Raw genomic sequence first — 15291 nt, 5'->3', positions numbered from 1 at the left:
AGCGTTCTGAACACATTTAAACGCTCACTCGACGAGCGCGGAGACCTGTTCCTCCAACTCGTCAGTGTCCACGACGATGTCCGCCGACTCCGCCGTACAGTACATCGGCTCGTACTCTATATCGAGTGTGTCTGCAAGAACACGGTACGGCTGTTTGACTTTTTCACCAAACAGTTCCATGAGTGTGCAGTCCTCAGCGAAGATAATGTCAGTGAGTCCTGCACCGTGTGGGCCGACAACAATATCTGCTTGGTTAAATAGCCGGATGTTTTCGGCGAGCGCCCGATTTTCGAGACAGTACCGCTCGAACCCGTAGTCGGATAGTACGCTCATCACTTCCTCTTCGTTGAGGACTCTGCGCTCGATAGCATTTGCTCTAGAGACGTAGACGTTGTTCCTGTTTCTTTGGTCGGTTGGTTCATCTTCGGTCGATATGGAGCCGAGAATTTCATTATGGAGCCAGTCAAAATCGGCAGCAGTTCGCTCGGGAAATGATGGTACGACCAGATTTTGGGTTTTATATATTGGGTTAGATGATAAAATTATCTTTGATTCAGGCCAGTTTAACAGATTCAACGTTTCGTCGATGAATGGAGGTCTTCCTGACGGAATAAGGACGGTCACCTCGGTTCCGGTTTTCGCTTCGAATTCGTGGAGGTACCGTACCTTTGGTACTGTTTCTACCATCCAATGATAGTAGTTCGTAGGGTATCGGGGAATCAGTGGAGCGACTGTATCAAGCACTTTGAGGTTAGCAGACGACTTACCGGTCAAGAGCCCTCGAATCGGGAGGTATCCAAAAAATAGTTCTCTGGAACACATTGCCATCATCGCCTGCTGTGCGTGTTCTGGAGGAGCTGCACTCTCCTCTATGATCTCGAACGCTTGTGTCGTGAGAAGGCCAGTCTCCGAGAGAACGTACCCCGAATCGATCTGAGAGACAAACGGCGACGACTCGTCGGCTGTCCCGTCGGGGAGTTCTACTAACTTAATAGCATTATTCGTGAGTTCTTCACGGGAGAGTGTTCGGACTATATTGCGTTCAACAACTGGGTCGAACACTCGTCTGCCAATTCGTTTTCGTACGAACAGATCCGCCGCAGTTATTCCCATGTTTACACCGCCATCGGACTGTAACTTTCGTCTGACTTTTCGCGGTGTAAATTCGGATGAAAACATAATCTTATTGATCACTTATATCCGAGGGCCTCAAGACGGTTCTCAACCTCTTTGTCGGATACGAGTTCCCTCTCAACCGGCGGATCTTCAGTAATTTTACGCCGCTGATCACTCTCCACGACGAACCATGGTACTTTCATTAACTCTGGAGTATGTACTCCGTACGGATGGCCGTACTTTTTTTGCTAGGAATTGGTTTTAAACGTTCACCAACCATGTTTCCGTGGTCTGCAGTAATCACTGTTTTACCATTTATGTTTTTAAGAAGTTGAGTCACTGAGTCTAATACAAGTTCTAAATTTTCATTATATGCTTCCCAAACCGTTGAAATATTTGTCTCTGTTTCGTTATTACGTAATTGACTCCATATCCCATCGCTATCATTTAGTTGTCCATCCTCGTTAATTGATCCTCCGGCCATAGTCCGCCCAACTTCTCCGAGAAATGGTGTGTGTGGTTGCATGAAGTGAATAATAAGACGTTTATTAGGGTACTGTTGGTTCGCTTTTATTGCTGCATCGGCGACTGTCTCAGGAAGGACTGTCTGTGATTTGGAATCATAGTCCGATAGACAATTGATAACCGCATGGAAATTCTCCTCATCTAAATCCAATTTTGGCAAGTATGGATTGCTATTCACATAAACTGTATCATGAAATTTGTTTCCAACAAAATTTTTTTCGAGAAATTCTTCACTACTTGATCCTAATGAGATTCGTGAATCGAGTTTGCCGGCTAACCCAACCTGATTCGAGAACATATCGTACCGGCATGCATCCAGAATGAGTAAGTTATCCCAATCTTCGTCCATAACCTGAATGCCCTTTCCATAACGTAGACGAAAAATAATATTATTTATTTCTACTGGAATATATCTTAAAATACTTTTCGCAGCTGTAATTAAATCCTCTTCAGAGAAAATTTCTTTTGCTTTCTGTAGGTGATAGAACATACTTAGATTTAAATTATATCTAACCGTGTGCTTGTTTTTGTAGCATCTTTCCCCTTCAAAATATACATAAATTCACACTCCATATTAAGAAGTAATGTTATACGTTACTATACTTTGTGATCTCACAACGTGCTTCACAGAAGTGTATTAGTATTTCCGGCACATCAACTTAGGTGTTGTGAGTTCCCCACCAATGTCATCAAGACAGGACTCTCCGCTTTTAAGTATTTGCATTCCAACATACAATAATGCATCAAACTTACAGAAAGTACTGAATCACGTTCTGGAATTGGAGTACAGCCATCTAGAAGTCTTGGTCTGTGATGATGCGCCGAAAGAAGAAGATACAGCTGAGGTCATTGAAGGATTTCAAGATCCTCGACTCCGTTACATTGAAAATGAAAGGAATATTGGATATGAAAAGAATTTATTCCAATGTCTTAAAATCGCCGAAGGTCAGTACTTGATGCCTTTAGCTGACGAGGATAAAATTGTTCAGGAAAGCCTTAACTGGGTGTTTGATTGTATCGAGGACACGCATAGCGAATTTACAAGTATTGTAGCTGGTTATGGATTGAGTGAGAACTACGACTGGGATGAGTCAGTCCCAGACGAACAGAGTTTTGATTCGGGGTTGGATTCCTTATCTGCATTCGTAACCTTGGTTCCTCACCCCTTTGCGAACCATACTTGGAGACGAAATTACATAGGTGGTATGGTTCTCAAGGCTGATGCAATAGACTTAGAAATTGCTCAAGAGTACTACGGATCACTCTATATCCACAATGTTTTGATGTTACAAGCGATGGTGGCAGGAAAGACGATCATTTCTTCACGGCATCTCTCAATTGTCGATTACTATCAGTACGAAGGAGAGCATCGGTTTTGGAGCGATTTCGAGTGGTCTGATCTTGAGCTTCGAATGAAACTACAAAAATACCGAATGAAGGCGGTTGACGAAGTCTTGGAGAATGATGAGTGTAAATCACTCTTTATTGATATTGAGACGCGCTTCGCGGCGCAACTCGCGGCTTGGGCGACGCTCCAGAAAGATACAAGTTATCGACGTATCAGAGAAATCGCACTGAGCGAGGACATCCGCCCTCTCCATGATATCTGGAACTCCGCTTCATTCACTCGAGGATACTATTACTATCTACTCGTCTTGCCTCTCCCGATTGACTATTACAAACGAAACGTTCAGGATGGAGTGATCCCGAAGCGAGCCTTCCAAGTGTGGTATCATTTCCTTGCGAGAATAATTCCCGATACAGTCGATCACCGAATCAGGGAATGGTACTTGAACACGCTAAGTTAATGACTCCACAGCAAGTTATTTTTACACACGTACAATAGATATACTCATGAAAGGTGTCGTACTCGCTGGTGGGAAGGGCTCTCGGCTCCAGCCGATAACTCACGTGGTCAACAAACACGTTATTCCGATTTACGACCAGCCAATGATTTATTACCCGGTTAATACATTGATTGATGCCGGTGTTGACGAGATTCTCGTCATTAGCAATGCTGAGCATATCGGGAAGTACATCGAACTATTTGAGAACGACGAGAATAATAAGTTCGACGTGGATTTCTCTTACAAGGTTCAGTCAGAACCGAAGGGGATTGCACATGCTGTCTCGCTTGCGGAACAGTTTGTGGACGACGAGTTCGTCGTCATACTTGGTGACAATATTATTAGAAGATCTCTCAGACAAAATTAGTCCCCTTGGGGAAAATGAAGATGCACGTATCTTCTTGCGGGAAGTGTCTAAACCATCTGCTTACGGTGTAGCAGATGTGGACAAAGAAGGACGTGTGACTGGTCTTGAAGAGAAGCCAAGCGATCCAAGATCGAACTTTGCTGTCATTGGCCTGTATATTTTCAACTCGGGTGTGTTTGATATTATCGATAGTCTAACTCCTTCTGACCGTGGCGAATACGAGATTACGGATGTCAACCAGCACTATTTGGAACAAGGGAGTCTCCGTTATGAACAAATCGACGGCAGTTGGTACGACGCTGGTACTCCAGAAGGCGTCTTTCAGGCGTCGAAAGATGTCCGATCAAGTCGAAGTCACGACTGACTGGACGAGAACTCACATTTATACTGACGCTCGCTTATCATTCGATAAAGCCCATCATGAATCCCGACCGGACAGTAATTGAGCGTAGAGGTTATTTTTTTTGTCGAAAGGGATGCATTTGGCCGATCCGCTGGAAGAGCGTCTCCTGATTCCGACGGAGAAATACGATTTGGATCGTAACCGAACACGGCTGCAATCTGCCTCGCCCAACTGTATCGATTGATGAACTCTGGACCGACGACATGGTAAATCCCTCGATGTTCGTCCTCAAGCAATAACCGAATGCAGTTGGCTACGTCACTATTGTGTATCGGATTGTTTGACCAATCTTTGAATACTTCAACTGGGGTGGTCTGAGAACCGAGTTTTTTAGCACCCATTCAATCATGGAATCTGACTGCCAGTCTGTACTCCAGCCGTACGGCTGGTCGATTCGGATGGTGGTGGACGGAACATCGGTCTCTTCTACGATCCGTTCTGCAGCGGCTTTTGTTTCACCGTAAACGTTTATAGGGTCACGAGGGTCGTCTTCTGTATACTTGTTTGCGTCCCCAGAGAACACAAATGAACTAGATACGAACAGGAGGCAGAGCCAGTCTCTCGTGCGTTCCGGGCGATGGTCTCGGTTCCGCTAACATTGACTTCTTTTGCTTTTTCTGAGTGTTGTTCACACTTGTCGGCATCGGATATTGCAGCCGCGTGAACGATTGCTTCCGGTTCGGTGTGCTCGATAAGTGTTCGAACTGCCCCCTGTTTAGTGATATCGAGTTGGCGTGCATTGGTGCCGTCAACGCAGGGCTCATTTTGATGATATGCTGCGACAACTCTATGTCCGTGCGTCGAGAGATGATGTGCGACGCGACGGCCAACAAATCCCGCACTGCCGGTCACTAAAATGTGCATTACCAGTTTACCAATTGTCGAGAAATTCCTCAAATATCTCTTTCACGTATGTAATGTCGTCATCGCTCATGGATTCATGGGCTCCGATAACGAACGCGTTTGCCATGATCCGCTCCGCATTAACATATTCTTCAAATGGGAGACGAGATTTAATGTTTTCAAAGCCAGGGTGTTTCAGTAGGTTTCCTGACCACAGTGCTCGCGTCTGAATCCGGTTCTTCTCTAGGTGCCGCACGATTGATTGTCTGTCGAATGGTGCTGCATCTCGAATCGTTAGTGGGTACGCTAGCCAGCACGTCTCTACGTTGGGTTGTTGCTTGGGTAGTACGAACCAGTCCGAATGCTGGCTAAAGAATTTGTTGAGCGCATCAAATACCTCTGTGCGTCGGGCCGCAAATTGGTCAAGCTTTTTGAACTGTTGGACACCGAATGCTGCACTTGCCTCTGTAGGCAAAAAATTGTATCCGAGTTCATCGAATACAAACTTCGAGTCGTACTGCACACCACCTAAGATGTTGTCAAGTCGTTCATCTATGTCGTTGGTCTCGTTGGCGGCTGACGATCGTCCCCATCCCCGGAGCTTCTTCAGTCGTTCCATCCACTCGTCATTATCGACAGAAATCATGCCCCCACATCCAAAGGAAGTGATGATGTGCGATCCATAGAAACTGGTTGTCGATACGTCGGTGAACGTGCCGGTGGACTCACCATTTATCGTTGAACCAATCGTATCTGCTGAGTCCTCAATGAGTATCAGGTCGTGTTTGTCCGCGATACGTCGCAGTTCGGGATAGTCTGGAATGTTGCCTAAGAGCGATGGCACCATAATCGCTACCGTATTCTCGGTGATAACGTCTCGAACTTGGGAGATATCTAGTAAATAATCACCTATACCAACATCCACAAACGTGGGGACGTATCCCTTCTGTACTATCGGTGCGACTGTGGTTGAGAAGGTGACGAGTGGTGTGATGATTTCACTGCCTTGGGGTGCATCTAATAATTCGATGGCTAGTAGATTCGCAGAAGACCCTGAGTTGACCATAATACCATGATTTTTATTGAAGATATCCGAAATCTGACCTTCGAACGTATCTGTGTATTCGCCTCCGACTAATGCCTCAGGGTGATCGAGCACGTTGTTGACTGCCTCTCGCTCCTCTTCCCCGTAGGTTGCTTTCGCGTAATTCACGCGGTACCCCTCGTCATTCATATCGTCTAAAATTATTCAGAGCCACCGGATATAATGCCTTCGGTCAAATTTGTTCTGCCACTTGATGATACCGTAACCCATTTCGGGTTTACGGGATGAAATAGTATTTATTTGGAGAGTGTATGGTATCCAATATGAAAACTCTTGTTACTGGTGGTGCAGGGTTCATCGGGTCAAATTACGTAAACTACCTGTTGACGGAGACGACAGACGATGTCGTTACCCTCGATAGCTTGACTTATGCGGGCTCGCTGGATAATCTGGAAAGTGTTCTTGATCATCAGCGTCATGAGTTCGTGGAGGGTGATATCTGCGATAGTGGGTTAGTCTCGGAGCTAATCGCTGATGTTGATGCGGTGGTGAATTTCGCTGCGGAGTCTCACGTGGATCGATCTATAGATAGTGGTTCGAAGCCATTCGTCCATTCGAACGTGGAAGGAACCCAAACGCTCCTTGATGCCAGCGTTGAGGCAGGAATAGACCGTTTCTTACAGGTTTCGACGGATGAGGTGTATGGTCACATCTTGAGTGGGAAATTTTCTGAGTCGGATCCGCTTAACCCCCGAAACCCATACGCGGCCACAAAGGCGGCTGCGGACATGATAGCTAATAGCTACAACGTAACGTACGATCTCCCTGTCTTGATCACTCGTTCCTCAAATAACTTCGGGCCCAGACAACACCCCGAGAAACTCATACCAAAATTCATTAAACGAGCTGAGCAGGGCGAAGAGGTTCCTCTATATGGGGATGGCTCAAACATTCGAGAATGGCTCTACGTCGAAGACAATTGCCGGGCTATCGACACTGTTCTTAGAAACGGTAATGAAGGCGAGATCTACAACGTTGGCTCTGGAATCGAACTGACGAATCTCGAAGTTACTCATAGAATACTTGATGAGCTGGGCGCATCGAGAGATTTGATATCGTTTGTAGAAGACCGCGCTGGACATGACCAACGATACGCACTTGAAACATCAAAAATCGAATCGCTAGGCTGGTCGACAGAGTGGAAGTTCGAGGAAGGGCTTGAACAAACGATTGATTACTACACTAGTAACTACTCTTCCCGGAAGGTCTGAGACGGTATAGCAGCTGTTATCGACAAGTAGTAGGTCGCGTCTAATGCCTTTGAGTATATAGTTAGAAGCGGCCGAAACAGTGGCTACTCACGGGGAACGGTACTTCTGACAAACTGAGGTACTGGCACAAATAAGTCGTTACTGCTTACGAATCAGGCTAGAATCGTAGATCCTGAAGTTGTGCAGACTGAGGAGGTGTTGTAGATCGGTCAGCGTGACGATCGGCTCCTATGTGTCATGTTTAACGAAGTACCAGTCGGAGTTGTAGGGCTCGAGGTGAAGCTGAAGGTTATGTTCACTGGCGAAGTCGATGAGAGCCTGAGTCATGCTTTCTATTGCGCTGTCATGTCCTGCGAGCACCCCACCGTCGGACACGAGTGGCCAGTACGTTTCGATGTCGTTTAGCGCATAGGTGTAGGCGTGATTCCAGTCAATGTAGACGTAGTCAAGATCGTCAGTGATTGCTCGACTGCGTCCATTGAACGCGTTTCTACCCACTTGATTTCGGTATTATCGTATCCTTGGAGGCGGTTGTAGCTGATCTGTTTTGCCGTACTCACACCGGCGTTTTTTGTGCATCGCTTAAAATCCACGTAGGTCTCATAGGCGGTGTTCAGATAAGGACTGAAAGGTGAGGCGTCACGATTTCTAAGTGGTTATGGAAGAATTCGGACGCCTCAGTGGCAGTATCGACCAGATTGAGTTAGACTTTGTGGAACGAGAAGCGACACCGGAATTTCTGATGAAGCTCAGTATTCAGCTACATTTGTCTGGCCTATCACTTTCGAATACTGTTTCTGTACTTGAGATATTCGGTGTCAAACGCGCTCGATCAACCGTGCACAACTGGATTCACAAGGCCGATCTACAGCCCACTTCCGGAAAAGATCCGGATCACGTTGCGGTTGACGAAACAGTGATCCAACTCAACGACGACCAATACTGGCTGTACGCAGCTGTTGATCCAAAGACGAACGAATTGCTGTACACAAGCCTTGAACCGACAACAAACACCGGACTCGCAGAAGTGTTTCTCGCTGAACACAGCGAGAAACACGACGTTGCTGACGCCGTATTTCTCATTGATGGTGCCCACTCACTATAGGCTGCCTGTCACCATGCCGGCTACGATTTCAAATACGAGAAGCATGGAAATCGAAACGCTGTCGAACGTATCTTCCGAGAACTAAAACGCAGAACTATCTGTTTCTCGAACTGTTTCAGCAACGCCTCAGCAGACACAGCCGACGACTGGCTCAGATCGTTCAGCTTCGCATGGAATCAGCTTATCTGAACACTACCGTCTCATAGGGGTCAATGAGGTAGATCTTCTCGATATCGAGGCTGTTCAGGAGGATCTCCGCGTGCCTGCCCTTCCATACACCGATTTCAGCAATGATAAGATTGTCTCGTTCGCGAACCAATTCTTTATCATTGCCGATACGGCGGATCGACGCGTTGATGTACACGTGTTTGATGATGCGGTTGAAGAGTGTTTTGACACCCTCAGAGGTAGTGTTCAGATAAGCTGATTCCATGCGAAGCTGAACGATCTGAGCCAATCGTCGGCGGTTTCTGTGTTGGCGTTGCTGAAACAGTTCGAGAAACAGATAGTTCGTCGTTTTATTTCTCTAAAGACACGTTCAACAGCATTCCAATTTTCATGTTTCTCGTGTCTGAAATCGAAGCCGTGGCGTTGACACGCAGCTTGCAACGAGTGCGATCCATCGATGAGAAACACGGCGTCGGAGACGTCGTGTTTCTCGGAGAGTTCAGCAAGAAACGAATGAGCGAGAACCTTCGTAGTCGTCGATTCAAGCTTTGTATGTAGTAATTCGTTTGTTTCAGGATCGACAGCGGCGTACAGCCAGTACTGCTCATCGTTGAGCTGGATCACAGTCTCGTCAACCGCGACGTGATCCGGACACCGACCAGATTCGGGCTGTAGATCAGCTTTGTGAACCCAGTTGTGCACGGTGCATCGAGCCCGCTCGACACCAAATACCTCAAGAATATAAACAGTATTCGAAAGCGATAATCCAGCAAGATGTCGCTGAATACTGAGCTTCATCAGCAGTCGCGGTGTCGCCTCTCGTTCAACAAACTCTAAGTCGATCTCGTCCAAACATCTGCCGAGGCGGTCGTTTTCGGGCATAGAGCACTCAGAAAATGAACCGCCTCATCCTTCATCCTTATCTGAACACCGCCCGGCCAAGCCAGCACATGAGCGATCTGGTCGTGGCCCATCAGCCGACCTGAATCGGCACGAGCATGAAACACAGCGAGCCGAGGGTAAAGGTCAGCAGGCCGACCACCAGACGTGGTAGCCCGATGGCCGTCTCGTCGCCCGGATCTGCCGGCCCCTTGTAGGCGATAAACAGCGAGAACAGCCCCCAAAACGCCCAGAGACCGACCGAGTCGTTGAGCCCGAGATCACGGACGTAGTACAGATAGCCGGCGATCGTCACGAGGACAGCCGGCACCAACGCGGCGATCGTCTCCTGTCGCTGCCCAACCATCGCGCGTACCATGTGGCCGCCGTCAAGTTGGCCGACCGGGAGCAGATTCAGGAAGGTGAAAAACATCCCGACCCAGCCGCCGATGATGACCGGATGGGGGTTGAGCCCCGGATCGCTGTAGACCACCGGCTCACCGATCGCCCACGCGATGAGATCCATCAGCGGCGGGTTGTTGAACACGATCGACTCGGCGGATTGGGACTGTTCGACGACGCGGGCCGGCAGTTCAACCGGGCCCAACGAGAGCCCAATGGCGGTGACAACGATGGTGGCGACGAGGCCGGCGATCGGGCCGGCGACGCCGATATCGAAGAGGGCTTTGCGATCCGGCATCCGGCTTTTCATCTTGATGATCGCCCCCAGCGTGCCGAAGGGGAACACAAAGGGAATGACATACGGCAGCGAGACGGTCACGTCGTGGTACCGGCCCATCGCGTAGTGACCCAACTCGTGGGTCATGAGCACACCGAGAACGGCGGCGGTAAACGGCCAGGCCTGTAGCACCGCCAGCGGGTTGGCAACGATCTCAGAAAACGGGACGAAATACCAGCCGACGGCCCCGACAAACAGCGTCGAGATGATCGTCGCGGCGAACAGCGCGATGTTTGTCCACGGCACGCCGTCGTTGCCGACGCTGCCGGACTCGATGGCGACGAGAGCGGTGCCATCGGCTCCACGGGGGTCGCAAGCTTGAGCTCGTAGCCGGCCTCCTGAAACGCCGGCCACAGCTCCTTGTGGAGTCGTTTTTCGGGGATCAACGGCTCACCGTAGTAGATGATCCGATCGCCGTCGATCCGCACATCACTGAGCTGATACCACGTCTCAAGCCCCTCCGGGCGGGGAATCGACTCCGGCTCAGCCATCGTCACCCATTACCCACGAGTACGTGACTGAGAGGCATAAACGCTTGTCGTCGTCGCCATGTCTGCCGGTGTCAACGCCGCCTACGTCCCTCGTTCGTGTAGCCAGAACTCGTCGGCTGCAGTGGTTTCTTTCTTGAAGATCGGTACCTCGTCTTTCAGGCGGTTGATCCCATCCTCAACAGTCTGGAACGCCTCCTCGCGGTGGCCCGCCAACACGACGACAAAGACGATGTCCTCGCCCGGCCCCATGACGCCAACGCGATGGTGCATCAACACCTCGAAGACGCCCTCGCGGTCGGTGAGGTCGTCGCTGATGGCGGCCATCCGTTCGTCGGCGACACCCTCGTATTTCTCAAAGGCGAGGTGTTCGGTGCGGTCGTCGTCTGGGCTGTCTTTGACCCGAACCCGACCGGTAAAGGTCGCAATCGCCCCCGACCGCTCGGCCAGCGGCGAGGCCTCCGCCCGGTCGATGAGCGTCTCCAGAGTGACGTGTGGCTCAAAGTCGTCGATCCGGGCGGCGAGCGCGGCGATGTCGACGGCGTCGGCGGTCGGTGCGTCGGCGACGATATTGGCGGGGTCGTCGGCAACGTTGCCAACGACAACGGTCGGCAGTCGATGGTGGCTCGCGCCGGCAACAACGGCGTACTCGTAGTCGGGGGCGAGTGAATCCAACAGATCGACAAGCGAGCGGTCGTCGCCGCGACCGACCCACCGGCCGTCGCTTGTGAGACTGAATCGGCTGTCGGCGTTGGTTGAGTCGCGCTCGTCGACAGCAGCATCGTCGACGACATCGCCGTAGTCGACGGTGGCAACCCGGCCCGCATGCGTCTCGGCGACGCGGGTAGCAAGCGCGTCAGCGACCCCGGGGGCGTCATCGCCGACCACACAGAGCGTCTGCATGGCCCATCTGCCGCCCCCGATGTCCTTGAGTGTTAGCGTGCTGAGTGATCCGCCTACACAACGGCCATTGTTTCACACCGAGAAACACCCCGCCCCGGTTTTTGAACCGAGGGAGCCTCTGAGAATCCAATGGATTCGAACCGATCGCCGCGTAGTGACAGCCCACCCACCGACCAAGCGACCGAGAGCCCCACAGCAGCACACACAACCCGACGGCGGCTGCTGGCGGCCGGCGGGGCGACGGCCCTCGCGGGGCTGGCCGGCTGTATGGACATCATGAACAGCATCGCCGGGGCGATCCTCAAGGACGTCAACGTGCTCAACGGCACCAATCAGGAACAGAGCGGCAGCGTCACCGTCGTCGATCCGAACGGCGAGACACAGCTCTCGGAGTCGTTCACGGTCGCGCCAAGCGACAGCGACGACGAGGAAAACACAGATGAGCCGAGTTCGACACCGGCCTACGGCGACGTGTTTACCGACGCCGGAGAGTACACCGTCACGGTCGACCTCGACAGCGCGATCAACGAGACGAGCAGCCGGGAGGCGAGTGTCACCGTCGACAACACCGACGACCAACACATCATCGTCGGCCTCGGGGCCGACGGCGCGCCGAGCCCAATCGAGATCCTTGTCATCGACGAGTTCAGCGACCTCGCCGATCGGTTCGGCGACAACGCATAGCGGCTGACAATCGCAGTGAACCGGTCGCGGCTCCCCGTGTGAGAACGCTTAAGGCCGACTCGGGGATACCGAATGGCAATGAAGGTCATCCTTTCACTTGGCGGGAGCGTCCTCGCACCGGATCTCGACGCCGAGCAGGTGGCAGCCCACGCCGCGGCGATCGAATCGCTTGTCGACGCCGGTTTTGAGGTCGGCATCGTCGTCGGCGGTGGGGAAGTCGCCCGCGACTACATCGCCGCTGGCCGCGAGCTCGGCGGCAACGAGGTCGAACTCGACGAACTCGGGATCGCCGCCACCCGGCTCAACGCTCGACTGTTGATCGCCGCCCTCGATACCTGCACAAACCCGACGCCCGCGGAAGATTACGCCGATGCCGGCGAGGCACTCAACCGCGGCGATGTGGCGATCATGGGTGGGGTGATGGCCGGCCAGACCACCGACGCCGTCGCCGCCGCCCTCGCCGAGTACGTCGATGCCGACCTGCTGGCCTACGCGACCAGCACTGACGGTGTCTACGACGCCGACCCCAACGAGGATCCCGAGGCGATCCGCTATACGACGATGTCGCCGGCGGAACTCGTCGAGTTGGTCGTCCCGATGAGTCGGGATGCAGGCTCCTCGGCACCGGTCGATCTGCTTGCCGCAAAGCTCATCGAGCGGGCTGGGATGCGGGCGATCGTTTTCGATGGCACCGATCCCAGCAACATCACCGATGCGGTGCTCAACGGAAGCCACACCGGCACCGATGTCATCCCTGAAGGCGGCGAGGAACCAGCGGAGTGGATCACGACAGAATGAGCACGGACGACACTGACGCCGACAGCAACGGCGAGACAGCCACCCCGGTCGACGAACCAGACGACGAGCACCACGACTTCTGGGCCGAGGGTGTCGCCGACGAGATTGAGACACGCGTCGTCGAGCAACGCGAGACGACGGATGACGCGAGCGGGGAGGAACGACCCGCGAGCAGCAGCCCCAACGACCCGATCGTCATCAAGGGTGGCGTCTCGCCGTCGGGCGTCGCCCACCTCGGCAACGTCAACGAGATCATGCGCGGCTATTTTGTCGCCGAAGCCCTCCGCGATCGCGGCCACGAGGTGCGACAGGTCTTCACCAGCGACGACCGCGATCCGCTCCGCAAACTACCCCGAAAATTGGCCGATCCCGACGGACAGATCGTTGGGCTCGGCGAGGTCGACGCGGGCGCGCTCGGGCGCAACCTCGGCAAGCCCTACACTGACATCCCCGATCCCTTCGGCGAACGCGACTCCTACGCCGCCCACTTCGCCGCACTGCTCGAAGCCGACGCCGATCGACTCGGGGTCGATATCGAGATGTACTCCAACACCGACCTCTACGGCGAGGGAGCCTTCGATCCGGTTGTCGAGCGCGTGCTTGACCGCGTTGACACCGCCCGCGAGGTGCTCAGCGAGTACCAAGCAAAGGCTGACGCCGACTACGTCCCGTTTAATCCGATCTGCGAGGAGTGCGGCAAACTGACTGAGACAGTCACCGACATCGACCTCGACGCCGAAACCGTCGACTACGCCTGCACCGATATGGAAGTCGGCGACGAGACCATCGAGGGTTGTGGTCACGAGGGCACCGCCACATTCCGGGATGGCAAACTCCCGTGGCGGTTCGAGTGGCCCGGCCAGTGGCAGGTGCTCGATGTCGACTTCGAACCGTTCGGCAAGGATCACGCCGAGGGCTCGTGGCCCTCCGGCGTCGACATCGCCGAAAACGTCCTCGGGATCGAGCCGCCGGTGCCGATGGTCTACGAGTGGTTCACGCTCAACGGCGAGGCACTGTCCTCCTCGGCGGGTAACATCGTCACCGTGCCCGAACTGCTTGAGCTACTGGAACCCGAAGTCATCCGCTACTTCTTCGCGCTGCACCCGAAGAAAGCCCGCGATCTCGACCTCTCGCGGCTCGACCAACTGGTCGACGACTTCGACCGCTTCGAGGAAGCCTACTACGAGGGCGTCGACGACGAGTCGGTGACCGCCTTCGCCGAGGCAGCCTACCCCTACGTCGTCGGCAACGTTGCCGACGAGCGACCGATCCGACTGCCCTACACCTTTGCGGCGGTGCTCGGCATGGTCGACGATCGGGAGCTCCGCAAAAAATTGGCCCGCGATGAGGGCCATATCCCCGATAACGCCGACGAGGCGACCGTCGAGGCCGCCCTTGCTCGCGTCGAGCAGGCCCGCACCTGGGCCGAGCGGATGGATAACGCCTACAACTACCGGCTGCAGGCCGATCTCCCCGACACCGAGTTTGACGACGCGACGACCGACGCCCTGGACTCGCTGGCCGATGTCGTCGCCGCGGGCCACGATGGCGAGACGATCCAGTCCGAAATCTACGACACCGCCCGCGACCACGAGATCGAACCGGGCGACCTCTTCGAGGCCGGCTACCGGCTGTTTTTCGACGAAACGCAGGGCCCACGGCTCGGCGAGTTCCTCGGCGACCTCGAACAGGAGTTCGTCGTCGGACGGCTCCGCCGCGAACGCTGACCGTGACCGCTGGCTACGACGACTGATCGCCCGGTTTTACTATGCCGTCGCGCCACTGGCGACCGATGAGTGAGGATCGGCCACTAACCGAGTTTACTGCAGGAGAGGCAGAACCCGAGGACAGCGAGAGCAACGCCGAAGCTACGACTGACCAATCAGCGCAAGCAGCGACCACGGAGACGAACGCGCGATCCGAGGGCGACGATGCGTCGAATCGTGACGCGGTCGAGCCGGCAACGATCACCTATCACTGGCAGCCGGGGGCGCGGCGTGCGCTCGCTGTGAGGCGACGACCGAGCGACAGTGGCGAGATGGTGACGCGTTCGTCTGTCCCGACTGCAAAGGGTGGTAATCCGGTGTAGTCAGCTATCCTGTCAGAAGAA

The 15291-nt window shown here is 53.3% G+C and carries 17 protein-coding genes and 3 pseudogenes; 9 read left to right on the top strand and 11 right to left on the bottom strand.

Translation table 11 applies throughout. The features are described 5' to 3' along the window. Window positions 1-24: 24 nt before the first annotated feature. The 3 genes from ACFQJB_RS09345 to ACFQJB_RS09335 form a co-directional block, all read right to left on the bottom strand. Window positions 25-1113, bottom strand: coding sequence for a glycosyltransferase family 61 protein (locus ACFQJB_RS09345; protein ID WP_379726536.1), 1089 nt, complete (start codon window positions 1111-1113; stop codon window positions 25-27). A gap of 77 nt (window positions 1114-1190) precedes the next feature. Continuing rightward, complete coding sequence (locus ACFQJB_RS09340) at window positions 1191-1319, bottom strand: hypothetical protein (RefSeq protein ID WP_379726533.1); 129 nt, start codon at window positions 1317-1319, stop codon at window positions 1191-1193. Beyond that, window positions 1319-2131, bottom strand: coding sequence for a hypothetical protein (locus tag ACFQJB_RS09335; protein WP_379726530.1), 813 nt, complete (start codon window positions 2129-2131; stop codon window positions 1319-1321). Before ACFQJB_RS09335 ends, ACFQJB_RS09340 begins: the two co-directional genes overlap by 1 nt. 178 nt (window positions 2132-2309) lie before the next feature. On the opposite strand from ACFQJB_RS09335, the gene ACFQJB_RS09330 reads away from it, so the two are divergent. From ACFQJB_RS09330 to ACFQJB_RS09320, 3 genes are read left to right on the top strand one after another with little or no spacing between them, the layout of a single operon-like run. Beyond that, on the top strand, window positions 2310-3449 hold the full coding sequence (locus tag ACFQJB_RS09330; RefSeq protein ID WP_379726527.1) for a glycosyltransferase family 2 protein: 1140 nt from the start codon (window positions 2310-2312) through the stop codon (window positions 3447-3449). Between the two features lie 46 nt (window positions 3450-3495). Beyond that, window positions 3496-3855, top strand: a complete 360-nt coding sequence (locus ACFQJB_RS09325; protein WP_379726524.1) for a sugar phosphate nucleotidyltransferase — start codon at window positions 3496-3498, stop codon at window positions 3853-3855. Continuing rightward, the gene (locus ACFQJB_RS09320; protein WP_379726521.1) at window positions 3764-4219 is read left to right on the top strand and encodes a sugar phosphate nucleotidyltransferase; all 456 of its coding nucleotides are present in this window, start codon (window positions 3764-3766) and stop codon (window positions 4217-4219) included. Before ACFQJB_RS09325 ends, ACFQJB_RS09320 begins: the two co-directional genes overlap by 92 nt. On the opposite strand, the gene ACFQJB_RS09315 is transcribed toward ACFQJB_RS09320, so the two are convergent. From ACFQJB_RS09315 to ACFQJB_RS09305, 3 genes and pseudogenes are all read right to left on the bottom strand, one after another. Beyond that, window positions 4210-4599: a sugar nucleotide-binding protein gene (locus ACFQJB_RS09315; protein ID WP_379726518.1), complete on the bottom strand. Its 390-nt coding sequence runs from the start codon at window positions 4597-4599 to the stop codon at window positions 4210-4212. The two genes, ACFQJB_RS09320 and ACFQJB_RS09315, sit on opposite strands and share 10 nt — an antisense overlap. Beyond that, window positions 4512-5122 (bottom strand): annotated as a pseudogene (locus ACFQJB_RS09310) (SDR family oxidoreductase). The gene ACFQJB_RS09315 and the pseudogene ACFQJB_RS09310 overlap by 88 nt, the downstream one beginning before the upstream one ends. Before the next feature lie 7 nt (window positions 5123-5129). Beyond that, a complete protein-coding gene (locus ACFQJB_RS09305) occupies window positions 5130-6335 on the bottom strand; it encodes a DegT/DnrJ/EryC1/StrS family aminotransferase (RefSeq protein WP_379726515.1) in 1206 nt (401 codons plus the stop codon). 134 nt (window positions 6336-6469) lie between these two features. Here ACFQJB_RS09305 and rfbB point away from each other — a divergent pair, with 134 nt between their 5' ends. Then, window positions 6470-7417, top strand: a complete 948-nt coding sequence (rfbB, locus tag ACFQJB_RS09300; protein WP_379728016.1) for a dTDP-glucose 4,6-dehydratase — start codon at window positions 6470-6472, stop codon at window positions 7415-7417. 228 nt (window positions 7418-7645) lie between these two features. Here the strand turns inward: rfbB and ACFQJB_RS09295 are convergent, their stop codons facing one another. After that, window positions 7646-7915 carry a class I SAM-dependent methyltransferase gene (locus ACFQJB_RS09295; protein WP_379726513.1) on the bottom strand — a complete coding sequence of 90 codons (270 nt, stop codon included), beginning with the start codon at window positions 7913-7915 and terminating at the stop codon, window positions 7646-7648. 160 nt (window positions 7916-8075) lie between these two features. Here ACFQJB_RS09295 and ACFQJB_RS09290 point away from each other — a divergent pair. Next, window positions 8076-8711, top strand: a pseudogene (locus ACFQJB_RS09290) (IS6 family transposase). On the opposite strand, the gene ACFQJB_RS09285 reads toward ACFQJB_RS09290, so the two are convergent. From ACFQJB_RS09285 to ACFQJB_RS09270, 4 genes and pseudogenes are all read right to left on the bottom strand, one after another. Beyond that, window positions 8704-8955, bottom strand: a complete 252-nt coding sequence (locus ACFQJB_RS09285; RefSeq protein WP_379726511.1) for a hypothetical protein — start codon at window positions 8953-8955, stop codon at window positions 8704-8706. The pseudogene ACFQJB_RS09290 and the gene ACFQJB_RS09285 overlap by 8 nt on opposite strands. After that, entirely contained in the window at window positions 8937-9572 is a 636-nt protein-coding gene (locus ACFQJB_RS09280) for an IS6 family transposase (RefSeq protein WP_379726508.1), read from the bottom strand. The genes ACFQJB_RS09285 and ACFQJB_RS09280 overlap by 19 nt, the downstream gene beginning before the upstream one ends. 91 nt (window positions 9573-9663) lie before the next feature. Next, a pseudogene (locus ACFQJB_RS09275) lies at window positions 9664-10799 on the bottom strand (site-2 protease family protein). Window positions 10800-10880: 81 nt separating this feature from the next. Continuing rightward, a complete protein-coding gene (locus ACFQJB_RS09270) occupies window positions 10881-11699 on the bottom strand; it encodes a molybdopterin synthase (protein WP_379726505.1) in 819 nt (272 codons plus the stop codon). 129 nt (window positions 11700-11828) lie between these two features. Between ACFQJB_RS09270 and ACFQJB_RS09265 the strand changes: the two genes are divergently transcribed. The 4 genes from ACFQJB_RS09265 (at window position 11829) to ACFQJB_RS09250 (ending at window position 15270) form a co-directional block, all read left to right on the top strand. Beyond that, window positions 11829-12383, top strand: coding sequence for a hypothetical protein (locus ACFQJB_RS09265; RefSeq protein ID WP_379726502.1), 555 nt, complete (start codon window positions 11829-11831; stop codon window positions 12381-12383). A 78-nt stretch (window positions 12384-12461) separates the two neighbouring features. After that, complete coding sequence (gene pyrH, locus ACFQJB_RS09260; protein ID WP_120103273.1) at window positions 12462-13181, top strand: UMP kinase; 720 nt, start codon at window positions 12462-12464, stop codon at window positions 13179-13181. After that, window positions 13178-14908, top strand: coding sequence for a lysine--tRNA ligase (gene lysS / locus ACFQJB_RS09255; protein WP_379726499.1), 1731 nt, complete (start codon window positions 13178-13180; stop codon window positions 14906-14908). The genes pyrH and lysS overlap by 4 nt, the downstream gene beginning before the upstream one ends. 65 nt (window positions 14909-14973) lie before the next feature. Beyond that, window positions 14974-15270 carry a hypothetical protein gene (locus ACFQJB_RS09250; protein WP_379726496.1) on the top strand — a complete coding sequence of 99 codons (297 nt, stop codon included), beginning with the start codon at window positions 14974-14976 and terminating at the stop codon, window positions 15268-15270. Window positions 15271-15291: the final 21 nt, after the last annotated feature.

It is taken from the genome of Halonotius sp. GCM10025705, assembly GCF_042662885.1.
In the GTDB taxonomy this organism is placed as follows: domain Archaea; phylum Halobacteriota; class Halobacteria; order Halobacteriales; family Haloferacaceae; genus Halonotius; species Halonotius aquaticus.
Note: the sequence above shows the minus strand (reverse complement) of the source record. Positions and strands in the feature narration are given on the sequence as shown.